Source organism: Mycobacterium aquaticum, from assembly GCF_002086485.1.
Classification (GTDB): Bacteria; Actinomycetota; Actinomycetes; order Mycobacteriales; family Mycobacteriaceae; genus Mycobacterium; species Mycobacterium aquaticum.
On record NZ_MVHF01000002.1, the window covers coordinates 91,823 to 109,201 of the forward strand.

The 17,379-nt window shown below is 66.6% G+C and carries 13 protein-coding genes; 6 read left to right on the forward strand and 7 right to left on the reverse strand.

Features of this window, described 5'->3' with window-relative positions:
- The first annotated feature begins 81 nt into the window (after window positions 1-81).
- Window positions 82-837 carry an SDR family NAD(P)-dependent oxidoreductase gene (locus BST13_RS02300; RefSeq protein ID WP_083160230.1) on the forward strand — a complete coding sequence of 252 codons (756 nt, stop codon included), beginning with the start codon at window positions 82-84 and terminating at the stop codon, window positions 835-837.
- Here the strand turns inward: BST13_RS02300 and BST13_RS02305 are convergent.
- Complete coding sequence (locus BST13_RS02305; RefSeq protein ID WP_245839274.1) at window positions 834-3,152, reverse strand: ATP-binding protein; 2,319 nt, start codon at window positions 3,150-3,152, stop codon at window positions 834-836. The two genes, BST13_RS02300 and BST13_RS02305, sit on opposite strands and share 4 nt — an antisense overlap.
- A gap of 318 nt (window positions 3,153-3,470) precedes the next feature.
- On the opposite strand from BST13_RS02305, the gene BST13_RS02310 reads away from it, so the two are divergent.
- The 4 genes from BST13_RS02310 (at window position 3,471) to BST13_RS02325 (ending at window position 8,382) form a co-directional block, all read left to right on the forward strand.
- Window positions 3,471-5,096: a fatty acid--CoA ligase gene (locus BST13_RS02310; protein WP_095533387.1), complete on the forward strand. Its 1,626-nt coding sequence runs from the start codon at window positions 3,471-3,473 to the stop codon at window positions 5,094-5,096.
- Window positions 5,097-5,121: 25 nt separating this feature from the next.
- Window positions 5,122-6,045, forward strand: coding sequence for an AraC family transcriptional regulator (locus BST13_RS02315; protein WP_083160737.1), 924 nt, complete (start codon window positions 5,122-5,124; stop codon window positions 6,043-6,045).
- A gap of 156 nt (window positions 6,046-6,201) precedes the next feature.
- Complete coding sequence (locus tag BST13_RS02320) at window positions 6,202-6,765, forward strand: flavin reductase family protein (RefSeq protein ID WP_083160236.1); 564 nt, start codon at window positions 6,202-6,204, stop codon at window positions 6,763-6,765.
- A gap of 18 nt (window positions 6,766-6,783) precedes the next feature.
- Window positions 6,784-8,382: a 4-hydroxyphenylacetate 3-hydroxylase family protein gene (locus BST13_RS02325; protein ID WP_095533381.1), complete on the forward strand. Its 1,599-nt coding sequence runs from the start codon at window positions 6,784-6,786 to the stop codon at window positions 8,380-8,382.
- A 167-nt stretch (window positions 8,383-8,549) separates the two neighbouring features.
- Here BST13_RS02325 and BST13_RS02330 read toward each other — a convergent pair whose 3' ends face one another.
- Genes BST13_RS02330 through BST13_RS02355 form a run of 6 tightly spaced genes read right to left on the reverse strand, consistent with a single transcriptional unit; the run spans window position 8,550 to window position 15,417 of the window.
- Window positions 8,550-9,122, reverse strand: a complete 573-nt coding sequence (locus tag BST13_RS02330; RefSeq protein WP_083160237.1) for a HutD/Ves family protein — start codon at window positions 9,120-9,122, stop codon at window positions 8,550-8,552.
- Entirely contained in the window at window positions 9,119-10,312 is a 1,194-nt protein-coding gene (gene hutI, locus BST13_RS02335) for an imidazolonepropionase (protein ID WP_083160239.1), read from the reverse strand. The genes BST13_RS02330 and hutI overlap by 4 nt, the downstream gene beginning before the upstream one ends.
- Window positions 10,309-11,640 carry a formimidoylglutamate deiminase gene (locus tag BST13_RS02340; RefSeq protein WP_083160241.1) on the reverse strand — a complete coding sequence of 444 codons (1,332 nt, stop codon included), beginning with the start codon at window positions 11,638-11,640 and terminating at the stop codon, window positions 10,309-10,311. Before BST13_RS02340 ends, hutI begins: the two co-directional genes overlap by 4 nt.
- The gene (locus BST13_RS02345; RefSeq protein ID WP_083160243.1) at window positions 11,637-12,851 is read right to left on the reverse strand and encodes an allantoate amidohydrolase; all 1,215 of its coding nucleotides are present in this window, start codon (window positions 12,849-12,851) and stop codon (window positions 11,637-11,639) included. The genes BST13_RS02340 and BST13_RS02345 overlap by 4 nt, the downstream gene beginning before the upstream one ends.
- Window positions 12,851-14,506 carry a urocanate hydratase gene (gene hutU, locus BST13_RS02350; RefSeq protein WP_083160245.1) on the reverse strand — a complete coding sequence of 552 codons (1,656 nt, stop codon included), beginning with the start codon at window positions 14,504-14,506 and terminating at the stop codon, window positions 12,851-12,853. Before hutU ends, BST13_RS02345 begins: the two co-directional genes overlap by 1 nt.
- Before the next feature lie 41 nt (window positions 14,507-14,547).
- Entirely contained in the window at window positions 14,548-15,417 is an 870-nt protein-coding gene (locus tag BST13_RS02355) for a MurR/RpiR family transcriptional regulator (protein ID WP_083160247.1), read from the reverse strand.
- Window positions 15,418-15,757: 340 nt separating this feature from the next.
- Between BST13_RS02355 and hutH the strand changes: the two genes are divergently transcribed.
- The gene (hutH, locus tag BST13_RS02360) at window positions 15,758-17,329 is read left to right on the forward strand and encodes a histidine ammonia-lyase (RefSeq protein WP_083160249.1); all 1,572 of its coding nucleotides are present in this window, start codon (window positions 15,758-15,760) and stop codon (window positions 17,327-17,329) included.
- Window positions 17,330-17,379: the final 50 nt, after the last annotated feature.

Genomic DNA, 17,379 nt, shown 5'->3' on the forward strand with positions numbered 1-17,379 from the left:
CCACCACCCACCAAATGCCCACCATTACAGCCTGATTCATCCTGTCCACACTTGACACGAACAGAAAGAAGACGCACTGACATGAGCGGATCCCTCCACGGCAAGCGGGCGCTGATAACCGGCGGACACCGCGGGATCGGTCGCGCGATCGCCGAAGCCTTCACAGAGGCCGGTGCGGTCGTCGCGATCGCTGACATCGAGGGCGCCGAGGTAGCAGCGAAAGAGATCGGCTGTGGCGCAATCGGTGTCGCGTGCGACGTGAGATCGGCCGACAGCGTGGCCGCGGCAGTGCAGACGACGACGGCGTCCCTCGGCGGGCTCGACGTGCTGGTCAACAACGCCGGTGTGGAAGTGATCGGCCCGCTGCACGAGACCAGCGAGGCGGACTTCGACCGCTTGGTGTCGATCAACGTGCGCGGACCTTGGCTTGTGTACAAGCACGCCGTGCCGGCGCTCATCGATGGCGGCGGTGCCATCGTGAACATCGCTTCGATCAGCGGCGTGGTGGCCTTTCCCCTACTGGGTATCTACTCGGCGACCAAGGCGGCGTTGATCAGGCTCACCGAAGCTATGGCGTTGGAGCTGCGTGACCATCGGGTGCGTGCCAACGCCATCTGTCCGGGCTTCGTCAACACCGAGATGGTGGCCCGCACCAGTGACGTCTTCGGCGACATCACCGGCATGTCGTTCGAGCAGATGGTGACCCAGGGGCAGGGGGAAATGGCCGCACCGGCCGACATCGCGGGGCTGGCGACCTATCTGGCCTCAGACACTGCATCCTTCGTCAATGGCACGGCCATCGTGGTCGACGGGGGCATGAACCTGCGGCGTGTCTAGCGCGGCGTCGGGTGCCGCGCCATCCAGGCCGCGACTTGCGCGCGGGACGCGAAGCCCAGCTTGGACAGGATGCGCTCAACGTGGCCGTCGGCTGTGCGCTTGGAGATGACGAGGCGCTCGGCGATCTCGCGGTTGGACAGCCCCATCTCGACCAGCGCCGCGACTTCGAGTTCCCGTTTTGTCAGTGGTTCGCTGGGCAGGCGCGCTGACCTGTGTGCACCATCGAGGACTCCAAGCACGAAGTCGATCGCCTCGTCGACGTCCATCGGCCTGGCGGAATGTGACGTGTCCGCCGGTGCAGGCTCGACCGGCGTGGGGGTGTGGGCGACAGCGAAACCGGACAACTGGGGTCCGAAGGCATCGATGGAGGTTCCCATTGCCTGCCACAGCCCCATGGCCGTACGCGAGAGCACCCGCGCACGACCGAATTGACGGCGGTCGTAGGCGGTCCACGCGAGCAGATCGGTGGTCAGCGCGACCGCGATGCCGTCGCCGAAACCACGTCGTAGCGCCAGAGCTCGGCGCGCGGAGCGCTCCGCCTCGTCATAGGCGCCCAAAGACCAATGTGCCAGTGCCGCTGACCATTCGGCATATCCGCGCGCCGAGCGTTCTCCGTGCTGCTCGCATAGCGTCACGGCGTCACGGGCTTCGGCTAGGGCTCGGTCGGCCGCGCCGTCCGCGGCCAAAGCGCTCGCAAGCATGTATCGCGCCGTCATTTCCATTTCGCGATCGCCGCGGGCAGCGTGATCCTCCACCGCTCTGCTGAATCCGCCTACGGCAGCGGCTGTGTCGCCGGTGAACAAATCCCGCAGCGCCTTCCAGTGGCGCACGTGCGCGGCGAACACTTCATCGTCGGACTCCGCGGCGTACGACTCGAGCTCCTTCAACCAGCTGACGGGAGATTCGTGGTCGCCCTGCAGCAGGGCGATCCAGGTGACGACCCACAGACAGTGCGCCCGCGCGGCCGATGGTGGCGTTTCGTCCTCGAGCATGGATTCGATGCGCATCCTGCCTTCTGCGAGGCGTCCGTTCAACAACCACTGATAGCGCAGCCGGCCCAGCAGTTCGAGCGCGACCTGCCCTTCTGATGGAGTCGTCGCGCTCCAATGCACAGCGGCCACGTAGCTGGGGTGATCGAGGCTCATCTGTCGAATCAAGCTGTCCTGGCTGGGGCCCCACCACTGCGTCAAGACTCTGGCGGCGCGACGCAACATCACGTCGCGGTGGCGGCGGTGCAACTGCTCCGTCTCGCCGGCCTGGTCCGCCAACTCGGCAGCGACCTCTCGCACGGTGGCCGGCAGGTAGTAACGCATGGTTCCCGCGCCGCGGTCAGTGAGCACGATCGACTGGGCGACGAGCCGGTCGATCGAGTCGAACACGTCATCGGCACGTAGCTCGCCAAAAGCACATACCTGTTCGGTGAGTTCGAGGTCGAAGGTCGCAGCAAACACCGCCAGTCGGCGCCACAGCACCTGCGCGGTGCCGTGACACAGGTCGTAGCTCCAATCCACCATCGCCCGCAGCGATCGGTGGCGTGACATCGAGTTGACATCGGAAGCGGTGAGAGAGGTCAACCGCTTGCGGAACCGCTCGACAACCTGCTCGATCGTGAGGGACCTCAGTTTCGCTGCCGCCAATTCGATGGCCAGCGGCGATCCCTCCAGCAACCGGCATAGCTCGATCACGGCGTCGGCGTTGACGCCCGTCACGTCGAAGTCCGGGTCCACGGCGACGGCGCGTTCGACGAGCAAGCTCACCGATCCGTCGGCGATGAGCTGCTCGGCCGGCGTTCCAAGCTCGGGCACACTCAACGGGAGGACCGGACGCAGCACCTCACCCACCACACCCAGGTGCTCGCGGCTGGTGGTGATGACGTGCAGGTTCGGCGCTGCCCGCAGGAGCACGGGCACGGTGAGGCGCACTGCATCGATGACGTGCTCACAGTTGTCGAGGACCAACATCAGTCGGCGTTCAGGGAGAACTGACAGCAGCTTGTCGCGCGGCGATGTCGCCGACTGATCGCTGATCCCCAGGGCACTGACGATCGCGGCCTCGACGTCGTTGGTGCCAGCTCCGACGCTCAGATCGGTCAGCCGGACCAGCCAGGCGCCGTCGGGGAACTTCCCCTGCGCACGATGCGCTACTTCCAGAGCAAGCCTGGTCTTGCCGACACCGCCGGGTCCGGTGAAGGTGATCAACCGCGACTGGGCCAGCATCTTCTGGGCTGCTTCCAGATCGTGGCGGCGAGCCACGAGTCGATTCAACGGCGGGCCCACCCGCTCGCCTCCTCGTCGCTGGCTCAGCGATGAGCTCATACCGCGATCCTAGGTCTCTTTTCCCGCGGCGCCGAAAAATCAGCGTTGTCCGACGAAGGAGGCGCTCAGCAGGTGAAAGATTCACTGCGGTGGTGCTGCAATCGCCGTCGTCTTCGCGCCGGATACCCGTATCCATACCCGCGCCCATACCTGTTTCCGGCAAGTCGCTGGTGCGGTGGCCGAAACGGCCAAATAATGGCCATGGCGGGTGACGGGTGCGGAGGAGCTGTTCCGTTGCGCGGCACGAAGAGTCGACGACGCAACCTTCGACGGCTGAGACGCCTAGATGACAAGAAGGATTCGCCCGTGAAGAGCACGATGCAGGAGTACTCCCTGACCATCGGGGCCATCGCCCGGCACGGAACGACCGTCCACACCCGGCGCCAAGTGAGAACCCGCCGGCCCGATGGGACAATGCGTGTCGCGACGTTCGCTCAACTCGGCGAGCGCACAGCGCAATTGGCCAACGCACTGCGCGCGTTGGGGGCTGGTACCGACACCGTTGTGGCCACCTTCATGTGGAACAACCAGGAGCACGTCGAGGCCTACTGCGCCGTGCCCGCAATGGGCGCGGTGCTGCACACACTCAACATCCGGCTCGCAACTGAGCAGCTTGTCTACATCGCCAACCACGCCGGCGACGAGATCGCCATCGTCGATGCCAGCCTCGCCGGACAGTTCTCCGAGATCGCGCCGCACGTGCCCACCTTGCACACCATCATCGTGACCGGTGATACCGACCTGAGCTGTCTGATAAGGACGGGTAAACGCGTTGTCCGCTACGACGACATCCTCGACGGGCAGCCCACCATGTACGACTGGCCTGACATCGACGAACGCAACGCCGCAGCCATGTGTTACACGTCCGGGACGACCGGCAACCCCAAAGGCGTTGTGTACAGCCATCGGTCGACCTATCTGCACACCATGGCGATCTGCGCCAAGGGCGCACTCGAAGTGGGCCCCGAAGACTCCGTGTTGCCCATCGTGCCGATGTTTCACGCCAACGCGTGGGGCCTCATCTACGCCGCATTGATGGCCGGCGCAGACCTCGTCCTACCCGACCGCTTCCTGCAAGCCGAACCACTCGTCGAACTCATCGAACGCGAACGTCCGACGATCGCAGGCGCAGTGCCCACCGTCTGGAACGACGTCGTGCAGTACCTCGAGGAGCGACCTGACGCCGACATCTCGTCGTTGCGACTAGTCGGATGCGGCGGATCAGCGGTGCCCGTGCACCTCATGCGCACCCTGCACGACAAGTACGGAATCTACCTCGTCCAAGCGTGGGGGATGACCGAAACATCGCCGTTGGCAACGATATCCAAGCCAGCGCCGATCTTGGACGACAGTCAATACTGGCAGCGCCGGGCATCCCAAGGTCGGCCAGCGTGCGGCGTGGAGGTACGGATCGTCGATTCCGACGGGACTGTCGTCGGCCACGACGGAGAAGCTGTCGGGGAGATACAGGTACGGGGCCCGTGGATCACGGGCGGGTACCTCGACTTGGAGGCTGACAACTCCTTCGACAGCGGCTGGCTCAGCACCGGAGACATCGGCTCCATCGATGCCGACGGGTACGTCACCCTCACCGACCGCGCCAAGGACGTCATCAAGTCCGGCGGGGAATGGATCTCCTCGGTGCAGCTCGAGCTGGCCATCGCGTCTCACCCGGATGTGTTCGAGGCGGCGGTCATCGCAGTCCCTGACGACAGGTGGCAGGAACGCCCCCTCGCAGCGGTCGTCCTCGGCCATGCCGCAGATGTGACCATCGCCGAGCTGCAAGATTTCCTGCGTGACAAGGTCGCGCGGTGGTGGATTCCGGAACGGTGGGCTTTCGTCGACCAGCTTCCTCGCACGTCTACCGGCAAGTGCGACAAGAAGTGTCTACGTGAGTGGCATAGCCGGGGACAGTTGACTCCGGCGGATCTCACCGGGCGCTGAACACGATTCTGTGGAAGGAGCCGTCGTGGCCGCTCCTGTCGCCCCTGCGAGCACGGACTGGGATGAGGTCTCACGTGCCGTGGCCAACGCGTACTTCCCCCACGAATTACATCCGCTCGGGCATGCGAAAGCAGGAAACGCTCGCGCCCGTGGGGTCGATCTCGGGCCGATCAGGATCGCCGACATCACCTGGGGCGCAGCAGTCTCAGTAGTCACCACCCATCCCGGCGCCTACGCCGTCAACATCCCGGTGTCCGGTCATCTGGAGTCGGTCCTCGGTCGGGACCAACTCGTGGCCACGCCCGAACGTGCAACGATCTTCCCTCCCGATACCCCCGCGTGCATTCGGCGGTGGAGCGAATCCTGCGTCATCGTCGGGGTCCGCTTCGATCGCGACTACCTGCACCGGGAAATTCACCGCCTGCTCGACGAGCCCGTCGACGGGCTGCCCGATCATCTCGACCTCGCCGACGGGACTGGCGCGGCCTGGCTACAGCTGGTGCGCTGCCTGTCGGCCGACGCGGTGTCAGAACAGCATCCCCTGGTCCGTGAACAGCTGTGCGCTGCGATCACGACCGCATTCGTGCTTGCCGCGATGCCCGATGGCGGCACTCGGGCATCGGCGTTGCGGCCTCGGATCGTCAAACGCGTCGTGGACCAACTGCGCGACGACCCAGCCCGGGCCTGGACTGCCGGCGACATGGCCGAGGTGGCCGGTGTCAGTGTTCGCCGCTTGCAGGAAGGGTTTCGGTCCTATCTCGGCATCACGCCTCGCGAGCTACTCGTCGACATCCGCCTCGCCCGAGTGCGAGAGGAGCTGTTGCGCGGTACCGGCGATTCCACAGTGACATCAGCTGCCATGCGGTGGGGCTTCACCCACACCGGCCGCTTTGCCGCCGCGTACCGCCGCAAGTACGGCGAGTCGCCTTCTGAGACGCTGCACACCTGAGGGGTCCGGCGGTCACAGCGTCACTGCAACGGCCATTCACTCCTGTGACCCGGGTCGCACTCGTCGCGCATTGTGGATAGCAACCGCGCATCGCGGATCGACGCCGTGTCGGGGCCGAAATAGCCTGCGTCACAACGATCAAGGCGAAGGAGGCTCATGGGTGAGCAGCATGATCTGAGGCGGATCTTCGGTCAGTTCGCCAGTGGTGTCACCGTCATTACGTGCCGGAACGGCGACGGCGCACCTCACGGTGCCACGGTCAATGCCTTTACGGCGGTGTCGTTGGAACCGCGCCTATGTCAGGTGACGATGACCAGACGATCCAAGGCGTGCACCTACCTCAGCGGGGCGCCCTTCGCAGTCAACGTCCTGGCCGGCGATCAAGTCGACACGGCGATGCACTTCGCTGGACGACCTTGCGTGCGTGACCCAGCTTGGGCCGAAGGCCCGACCGCTCCGATCTTGACGGGTACATCTGCCACACTGTCATGCCGCCCCTGGGCCGAGTACGACGGCGGCGACCACATCATCTTCATCGGCGAGATCGTCGATGCCGTCGTTCACGACAAACCACCGCTCATCTTCTACCGCAGCACTTTTCACAGCCTTGGTCCGCCATCGGCTCACATGACATGGGCAGGCAGCGCCGACGACCCCGAAATAGGTTGGTTCGACGCCGCGACGTCATTCACCCCCATCCACCTCCCTCACACCGTTTAACGCGAAGGAACACCAACGATGACCACCACCACCCCGGGCGCCGACATCGAAACTAGCGAGAGCCGGGACGTCGAAAGTAGCGGCGTCAACTACGCCACCCGACCCATGACCGGCGACGAGTACATCGAGTCGCTGCGCGATGACCGCGAAATCTACTTGCACGGTGAACGTGTCACCGACGTCACCACCCACCCCGCCTTTCGCAACCCCATCCGCATGACAGCACGGCTCTACGATTCTTTACACGGCGGCGAGCACGTCGATGAGGTGACCAGCCCGACCGACACCGGCAACGGCGGCGTGACAATGCCGTTCTTCAAGACTCCCCGCTGTGCCGAGGACTTGCTCAAGGAGCGCGACGCGATCGCCCGCTGGGCACGTATGACCTACGGATGGATGGGCCGCAGCCCCGACTACAAGGCATCGTTCCTCGGCACTCTGCACGCCAACAAGGAGTTGTACTCGCCGTTCCAAGACAACGCCGAACGCTGGTACCGGGAGTCACAGGAGAAGGTCCTGTACTGGAATCACGCCATCATCAACCCCCCGGTGGACCGTCAGCTGCCACCCGACGAGGTCGGCGACGTGTACATGAAGGTCGAGAAGGAGACCGACGCCGGCCTCATCGTCTCGGGAGCCAAGGTCGTCGCAACAGGTTCGGCCATCACTAATTACAACTTCATCGCCCATTACGGCCTGCCCATCAAGAAGAAGCAGTTCGCCCTCATCTGCACGGTGCCGATGAGCGCGCCAGGAGTCAAGTTGATCTGCCGGTCCTCGTTCACCCAGCAGGCCGCGGTCATGGGCACCCCGTTTGACTATCCCCTGTCGAGCCGCATGGACGAGAACGACACCATCTTCATTTTCGACAAGGTCCTGGTTCCGTGGGAAAACGTGTTCATGTACGGCGACGTTGACAAGATCAACGCCTTCTTCCCACAGTCGGGTTTCCTTCCCCGCTTCACCTTCCAGGGCTGCACGCGGCTGGCCGTCAAACTCGATTTCATCGCCGGGCTCTTGATGAAGGCGCTCGACGCAACCGGTGCCGGTGGATTCCGCGGAGTGCAGACCCGAGTCGGCGAAGTGATTGGCTGGCGAAACCTGTTCTGGGCGTTGAGTGAATCGATGGCGCGCGACCCCGAGCCGTGGGTGGGCGACACAGTCATCCCCAAGCTCGAATACGGCCTGACCTACCGCATGTTCATGATCCAGGGGTACCCGCGCGTCAAGGAAATCATCGAGCAAGACGTGGCGTCGGGCTTGATCTACCTGCCCTCCAGCGCAGCTGATTTTCACTCACCAGAGGTACGCCCATACCTCGACAAGTATGTCCGCGGATCCGACGGCATGCCCGCGGTCGAGCGGGTGAAGATCATGAAAGCGCTGTGGGATTCAGTCGGCACCGAGTTCGGAGGCCGCCATGAGTTGTATGAACGCAATTACTCCGGCAACCACGAAAATGTCAAAGCCGAGCTGCTTTTCGCCGCCCAAGGCCGCGGCGACGCCGCAGCGATGAAGGGCCTGGCCGAACAGTGCCTGTCCGAATACGACCTGGACGGGTGGACGGTGCCAGACCTCATCGGCAACGAGGACGTGTCCTACTTCGGCAACCGCTGAGCCCAGCCGGAGATGAACGGTGAAGATCACCCGGGTAGAGGCGGTTCCGTTCGCCATCCCCTACAAGAGGGCGCTGAAATTCGCGTCCGGTGAGGTGCCCAGCAGCAGCGCGGCATCCACGGCTTTGGTGGCGGTCGCGAGCGGGTACAGACAGCCGAGACAGCGGCTCAGCGCCGCACCGGTCGTATCCGCACCACGGCCACCTCGCCAGACCCACTCATCGTCAGAGCCGGTCCGGGCCAGCGCAGGGCGTCCAATGCGCCCAGTTCGACGCGTTCCTGCGCGCCCGACGACACCGCGACGGTCCCGGACAGCCCGACCAGCACCAGCGGTTCGGCCGGACCCACCGATACCTCGGCACCGGCGCGCAGCCGGACCACGTCGAGTTCGGCTGTGGCGCAACCGCGTCGGGTCATCACGTTGAGATCGCGGGTCGGCGCGGGAACTTCGCCGGTGGTATCCGAACCGCCGTCGAAGGCGAACGGCTCCAACGGTTGCAGGCGGTGCCGCCTGCCGTCGACGGTCAGCACCATGTCGGTGCCCTCGACGAGCATGATGGTCCGGTCGACCCCGGGGAAGGCAGAGAAAGCGCCGGACGCCGACACCTCGGCAATGCTGATCCGCCAGTCGAACTCGTCGGTAGCGCAGGAAGGGTTGCGGGCCAGCTCATAGGTGACCCCACCGCCGTTGCGCCACGGCATGCGCTGGTGCGTGGCGAACCGTTGCACCTGCAGTGTCACGACGAGTGATCCCCGACGCTGCCCGCGACCAGCTCGCCGCCCCGCCACACCGCACCCACCAACGGCACGCCGGGCCGATACGCCAGGTGGATGTGCGAAATCGCGTCCAGCAGAACGGCATCGGCCCGGGCGCCGACCCCGAGATGCCCGACGTCGGTGCGACGCAATGCCCGTGCCCCGCCCATGGTCGCCGACCACAGTGCCTCGTCGGGGGTCATGTTCATGTCGCGGACCGCCACCGCGATACAGAACGGCAGGTTGGTGGTGAAACCGGAGCCCGGGTTGCAGTTGCTGGCCAGCGCCACCGTGGCACCGGCATCGAGCAGCCGCCGGGCGTCCGGATACGGCATGCGGGTGGCGAACTCGGTCGCCGCAAGCAGCGTGGCCACGGTGTTGCCGGAAGCCAACGCGGCGATGTCGTCGTCATCGAGGAACGTCGCGTGGTCGGCCGACGCGGCGCCGAACTCCACGGCAATCTGCACACCCGGTCCCGGCCCGAGCTGGTTGGCGTGCACGCGCGGGATGAGGCCCCGCTCGACGCCGGCGGCCAGGATCTTCCGCGTCTGATCCCCGTCGAATGCCCCACGCTCGCAGAACACGTCGATCCACTTGGCTTCGGGCGCACACGCGTCGATCATGGCCGTACACACCAGGTCCACGTAGTCGTCGGGGCGGTCGGCGTACTCCTGCGGCACCAGATGTGCTCCGAGGAAGGTGATTTCGTCGGTGAACTCGGCGGCGAGCTGCAGGCTCTGCACCTCGGTGTCGACGGTGAGTCCGTAGCCGGACTTGCACTCGTTGGTGGTGGTGCCCGAGCGTCGCGACTCGGCGATCAGGCGCGCGACGTTGGCGCGTAGCTCGTCGGTGCTGGCCGCGCGGGTGGCGTTGACCGTAGTATTGATTCCGCCTGCGCTGTAGGGCTTTCCGGCCATCCGAGCGGCGAACTCGGCAGAACGGTCGCCGCTGAACACCAGGTGGCTGTGGCTGTCGACGAAACCTGGTATGACGGCTCGCCCGTCGGCGTCCACCCGGTCGTCGGCGTCCGGCGCCCCGGTGCGCGGTCCGACCCAGGCCACCACACCGTCGTCGAAGACGATTGCGGCATCTTCGATCAGGCCGACCAGCCCGGCCTGTTGCGCCGGATCGTTGGTGACCAGGGCGCCGATGTTGTCGATCAGAAGACTACTCATGAGATCAGAGTCCTTATGGAATCATGAAGTGCCGCAGGTACATCCGCGATCTGGGTGTGCGAACGTCGGTCCACCACCCGGCGGCCGCCGACGACTACATCGGTGACGTCAGGCGCGGACGCGGCGAATACCAGCGTTTCCAGCAGGGTTCCGGAATCCCAGCCGGCCATCCGTACCGAATCGAGCCCCACCGTGACGAAGTCTGCGAGCGCACCCGGTTCCAGCCGGCCGGCCTCGGGCCAACCCAGCGACGCATGCCCGTCCGAGGTCGCGGCGCGCATGAGCTCGGCCGCAGGCCAGTGCCCGCGCCGTTCGGTGCGCAGTCGCTCGTCGAGTTCCATGCCGCGGGCTTCCTCGAAGATGTCCACGATGGCGTTGCTGTCGCTGCCCAGGGTCAACAGGCCGCCCGCCGTGGCGAGATCTCGTGCCCGGCCGATGCCGTCGGCGAGGTCGCGTTCGGTGGTCGGTGTCATGCACACGTAGGTGCGCGAATCGGCCAGTGCGGCGACGTCGTCATCGGTGAGGTGGGTGGCGTGCACCGCGGTCGACAGCGATCCCAGCGCGCCGTGTTCACCCAGCAGCTGGGTCGGCGTGCAGCCGTGTGCGGCCATGCAGGCCTCGTTCTCGGCCCGCTGTTCGGACATATGGAAGTGCAGCGGCACGCCATGGTCGTTGGCCCAGTCGGCGACGGTGCCCAGCTGCTTTGCCGGAACGGCACGCACCGAATGGATCGCGGCGCCGATGCGGGCCTGCGGTGTGGCGGTGAGCCGTTCGACGCGCTCGGCCCACGCGGCGGCGGTGCCGTCGGTGAACCGGACCTGCGGGCCTTGCAGCTCGGTGCCGAAACCGCCTGTCAGATAACACGTATCGAGCAGCGTGATGCGGATCCCGGCATCAGCGGCCGCCGCAATGAGTGCCTCTCCCAACGCATTCGACTCGGGGTACGGCGTGCCATCCGGGCGGTGGTGCACGTAGTGGAACTCGCCGACACACGTGATGCCCGCGAGGGCCATCTCGGCGTATGTTGCGCGTGCGAGTGCGTGATACGAGTCCGGGTCCAGCCGGCCGGCCACGGCGTACATGTCCTCGCGCCAGGTCCAGAACGTGCCGCCACCGCGGTGGGTCCGCCCGCGCAGCGCGCGGTGGAACGCGTGGCTGTGCGAGTTGGCCAGGCCCGGGACCGTCACGCCCGGCAGGTGGGTGGCATCGGCAGGGCGATCCTGCCCGGCCGACACCGACGTGATCTTGTCGCCGTCGACCTCGATCAGCACCCGATCGCTGACCTGATCACCACCGAGCCAGGCGTAGTCCGCGAAATACCGCGTCACTGGCCCACCAACTCCTTCAGCACCTTGGTCAGCGCCACCACTCCGGCCACGCAGTCGTCGTCGGAGGCCTCTTCCACCGGGCTGTGACTCACCCCGGTGGGGTTGCGCACGAACAGCATTGCCGTCGGCACGTGCGCCGAGAGGATCCCGGCGTCGTGGCCCGCCCCGGTGGGCAACTGCGGTGCGCCGTCGAGCAGCGCACTGATCCGGTCCCGCAGTGCGTCGTCGAAACCAACGACGGGCGAATAGGATTCGCGAGTCACCGTGCAGGTGGCGCCGTGCTCGGCGGCCGCGTCCTCACCGGCCGCCGTGACCTCGGAAACCAACTTCTCCAACACGGTGTCGTCGGCCGCGCGGGCGTCCAGCCAGCCGTGCACGGCCGACGGAATCGCGTTGACGCCGTTGGGGATCACGAGCACCTTGCCGAAGGTGGCGAGTGCGCCGGTGCGGGTGGCGGTGTCCCGGGCGGCCAGCACACTGGTCGCGAACGGCAACATGGGGTCGACGCGATCATCCACCCGGGTGGTGCCGGCATGGTTTGCCTCGCCGAGGAATTCGAACCGCCAGCGGCCGTGCGGCCAGATGGCTGTCGCCACCCCGACCGCGGCGTCCATGTCCACCAGCGCCCGGCCCTGTTCGACGTGAAGTTCGACGAACACACCGATGCGCTCCAGCGCCTGCTCGTCACGGCCCAGCCGCGCGGGGTCCACCCCGGCCGCCTGCATCGCATCGCCGAGGGTGACGCCGTCGGCGTCCCTGAGCCCGCGGGCGCGGTCGGGTTCGATCGCGCCGGTCAGCAGCCGACTGCCCATGCACGCGACTCCGAACCGGGCGCCCTCCTCGTCGGCGAAGTTGGTCACCGCCAGCGAGCGGGTGGGCTCGACGCCCTGCGCGCGCAGTTCGTCGACAGCCAGAAAGGCCGAAACCACGCCCAGCGGACCGTCATACGCCCCGCCGTCGGGCACGCTGTCGAGATGGCTGCCGGTCACCACCGAGCCGGCGCGGGGTTCGCCCCACCACGCCCACTGGTTCCCGTTGCGGTCCTCCTCGTAGGTCAGGCCGCGCTGCTTGGCCTGGTCGATGAACCAGGCGCGCAACTCGCCGTCGGCCGCGTTCCAGGCGAACCGGCGGTAGCCGCCGCTGCCCGGGTCCCTGCCGATGGGCGCGAGCGACGCCCACAAGGAGACGAACCGGTCATTCAGAGAGGTCATCAGCTCTCCTGCATGGGGATCCGGACGCCGCGTTCCTTCGCGACCTCTTCGGCCCGCTCGTAACCGGCGTCGACGTGACGGATCACGCCCATGCCCGGGTCATTGGTCAGCAACCGCGAAAGCTTTTGTGCCGCAAGCTCGGTCCCGTCGGCCACGCCGACCTGCCCGGCGTGGATGGACCGACCGATGCCGACGCCGCCGCCGTGGTGGATCGACACCCACGCCGCACCCGACGAGGTGGCGGTCAGGGCGTTGAGCAGCGGCCAGTCGGCGATCGCGTCGGATCCGTCGAGCATCGACTCGGTCTCGCGGTAGGGGCTGGCCACCGAGCCGCAGTCGAGGTGGTCGCGGCCGATGACGATCGGGGCCGACACCTTGCCGCTGGCCACCAGATCGTTGAACAGCACGCCGGCCTTGTCTCGTTCGCCGTAGCCCAACCAGCAGATCCGCGCGGGCAGGCCCTGGAACGCGATGCGCTCACGGGCGCCGCGCATCCACTTGTGCAGGCGGTCATCGTCGGGGAACAGATCCATGATGGCCTTGTCCGTGGTGTAGATGTCCTCCGGATCGCCCGAGAGCGCGACCCAGCGGAACGGGCCCTTGCCCTCGCAGAACAGCGGGCGGATGTAGGCGGGGACGAAACCGGGGAATTCAAAGGCGCGTTCGTAACCGCCGAGGCGGGCCTCGTCGCGGATCGAGTTGCCGTAGTCGAAGACCTCGGCGCCGCCGTCCTGGAACTCGACCATGGCCTCGACCTGCTTGGCCATGGATTCGCGGGCCCGGTCGGTGAATTCGTCGGGCTTCTTCTCGGCGTAGTCGTGCCAGTCGTCGAGGTCGATGCCTTCCGGGAGGTATGACAGCGGGTCGTGTGCGCTGGTCTGGTCGGTCACCAGGTCGATGGGTACGCCGCGGCGCAGCAGCTCGGGGAAGATCGTGGCGGCGTTGCCGACGACGCCGACCGACCAGGCCCGCTTGTTGGTCCGGGCGTCGACGGCCTTCTTGATGGCATCCTCGAGATCGTCGGCGACCTCGTCGAGGTACCGGTGCTCGACGCGGCGGCGCAGACGCGCCTCGTCGACGTCCACGATGAGGCAGGCGCCGCCGTTGAGGGTCACCGCGAGCGGCTGCGCACCGCCCATGCCGCCGCAGCCGCCGGTCAGCGTCAGGGTGCCGGCAAGGGTGCCGCCGAAGCGCTTTTCGGCTGCGGCAGCGAAGGTTTCGTAGGTGCCCTGCACGATGCCCTGAGTGCCGATGTAGATCCAGGACCCCGCAGTCATCTGCCCGTACATGGTCAGCCCGAGGTTCTCCAACCGCCGGAACTCGGGCCAGGTGGCCCAGTCGCCGACCAGGTTGGAGTTGGCGATCAGTACGCGGGGCGCCCACTCATGGGTCTGCCACACGCCGACCGGCTTGCCGGATTGCACCAGCATCGTCTCGTCGGGTGCCAGGGTCTCCAGGGTGCGCACCATGGCGTCGAAACAGGCCCAGTTGCGTGCCGCGCGTCCCGTACCGCCGTAGACGACCAGGTCGTCCGGGCGTTCGGCATTCTCGGGATCGAGGTTGTTCATGAGCATGCGCAGTGGAGCTTCGGTATACCAGCTGCGTGCGGTGCGGGTGGTGCCGCGAGGGGCACGTACGGGACGGGCGCCTTCCATTGGATCTCTCCCTTGAATATCGAAATGGGTTGGTGGAGTGGCTAATCGAGAAACAGATTGCGATCTGATGCGCGCTGGTCGAATTCTTCGAGCCACCGCTGGCCGTGTTCGGGCAGCGCCTCCGTGAGCGCGTGGAGCAGGCTCATGGTCAGTGCCATCGGCGCGACGGTGGAATCGAAGGTCAGTGTCGAGGCGACGGGCGCGGCGAGCAGATCGTCGACTTCGCCCGCCAGCGGGCACAGCGGGCTATCGGTGACCAGGGCGACCCGCAGCCCGAGGGTGCGGGCGAACTGAATGGATTCCTGCAGCGCCCGTGGATAGCGCGGCAAGCCGAAGGCCAGCAGCCATGTCGCGCCCGCGGCGCGGGCGTTGACCAGCACGTCGTCGCCATCCGAACCGGCAGGAACCGACCGCACATCCGGGTGCACCTTCGCGGCGAAATGCACGAAGATGTCGGCGAACGGCTTGGACACCCGCAGCCCGAGCACCGGCAGCGGTCGCGAGTCAGCGAGGTAGCTGCCGACCCGCTCGATCCGCTCGCCTGCCCATGGGCTGGATGCGAGCTCTGCGAGGTTCGCGGTCTCGGCCGCGATCAGGCGGTGCAGTGCACTGACCGAGTCGGCTTCGGTACCGGTGCCGCGTAGTTCTTCCTGTACCTGCGCTCTGGCCTGTTCGCGCAGCTCAGGGTAGCCGTCGAAGCCCAGGGCGGAGGCGAAGCGGCTGACCGTCGGCTGGCTGACGCCCGAGCGGCGGCCGAGCTCCTCGGCGCTGAGCCACACCGCTTCCTCGGGGTGGTCGAGCAGAAAGCCCGCGACGCGTCGCTGTGCCGGCGACAGCTGACGGCCTTCGATCAGCATGTTGAGCCAGCGCCGCACGCTGGCGGCAGCTGCCGGTGTCTGCCCTGTCGGCATCTTCCCTCGATTCGACGGTGTCAGCCCAAAATGTGCTCTCTGAATGAAGACTTGTCAAGAGCGGTCACTCATATCGATTGAATAATCATACAAACTACAAGATCAACACTTGCTGTATACATTCACCACGATGTAGCGTGCCTTCGCAGGGTAGGGGCGTGACGGTGTCAAGCGTGAGGATCAGGAGAACCGACGGCGTCGAATGCGTTGTGGCCCTTGTCGCGGCTCCTCGGTGCAACGGCCACCAAAATCGCCCGCAACTCTCCGGGGCCGGTCATCGTGGTTCCGTGACGACACCGCAGACCCGTCCAGTTTCCAGCAGCACAGTAGGGAGAATCAGATGAACAGCACGCCGCCCCGGGTCACCGTTGGCCGGGGACCGGTTTCGGAAGCTGATGTCGTTGCCGTGGCCCGGTACGGGGCCGGCGTGGAGCTCGGCAGCGACGCACTTGCCGCGATCGGCGAGGCGCGCACCATCGTCGACGCACTGGCCCACGACGTCAAACCGCACTACGGAGTGTCGACCGGTTTCGGTGCGCTGGCCAGCGTGCACATCCCGCTCGACCAACGGGTGCAGTTGCAGCGCTCACTGATCCGCTCGCATGCGGCCGGATCCGGGCCCGAAGTGGAACGTGAAGTGGTCCGCGCGCTCATGCTGCTGCGGCTCTCCACCCTGGCGACCGGCCGCACCGGCGTGCGGACGGAAACCGCCACGACCATGGCCGCCCTGCTCGACGCCGGGATCACACCCGTCGTGCGCGAGTACGGTTCGCTGGGCTGTTCGGGTGATCTGGCGCCCTTGGCGCACTGCGCTCTGGCGCTCCTCGGTGAGGGCGACGTGCGCGACGCCGCAGGCAATCTGCGCGAGTCCGCCGAAGCGATGCGCGAGGTCGGCATCGAACCGATCGAGCCCGCGGAAAAGGACGGCCTGGCACTCATCAACGGCACCGACGGCATGCTCGGCATGCTTCTGTTGGCCTGCCACGATTTCGACATGCTGCTGCGCTGTGCCGATCTCACGGCCGCGATGAGCGTCGAGGCCATGCTGGGCACCGACCGGGTGTTCGCGGCCGATCTGCAGGCGCTGCGCCCGCAACCCGGCCAGGCCGTGGCGGCCGCGAATATGCGTGCGCTGCTGGCGAATTCGCCGATCGTCGCGAGCCACGTCGGCCCTGACTGCACGTACGTCCAGGACGCCTACTCGATGCGGTGCGCACCCCAGGTCGCAGGCGCCGCTCGCGACACCCTGGCCCACGCCCGCACCATCGCCGGCTACGAACTGGCCTCGGCGGTCGACAACCCCGTCGTCACGGCCGACGGCCGCGTGGAATCCAACGGCAACTTCCACGGTGCTCCGGTCGCCTACGTGCTGGACTTCCTCGCCATCGCCGTCGCCGATCTGGCGTCGATCAGTGAACGACGCACCGATCGCATGCTCGACGTCGCGCGGTCGCGTGGGCTGCCGCCGTTCCTGGCACACGACGCAGGCGTCGACTCGGGGCACATGATCGCGCAGTACACCCAGGCCGCGATCGTCTCGGAGCTCAAGCGGCTGGCGGTGCCTGCCAGTGTCGACTCGATCCCGTCGAGCGCGATGCAGGAAGACCACGTCTCGATGGGATGGTCGGCGGCCCGCAAACTGCGGCTGGCGCTCGACGGGCTGACCCGCGTGCTCGCCGTCGAACTGCTCACTGCTGCGCGGGCCATCGACCTGCGGGCACCGCTGCAGCCCGGTCCCGCCACCGGTGCCGTGGTCGCCGCGCTGCGCGAAACCGTGCCGGGGCCGGGGCAGGACCGCTTCCTGTCTCGCGAGGTCGAGGCGGCCGTGGAGTTCGTCCGCAGCGGGGCCGCGGTGGCCGCGGCGAACTCGGCACTGCCGGAGCCGTTGCAGGGCGTCTCGGCCGAACGCTGAGGTCAGGCTCCTCACATACTGCCGGGCAGGGTCGTGAGCACACCGTGATG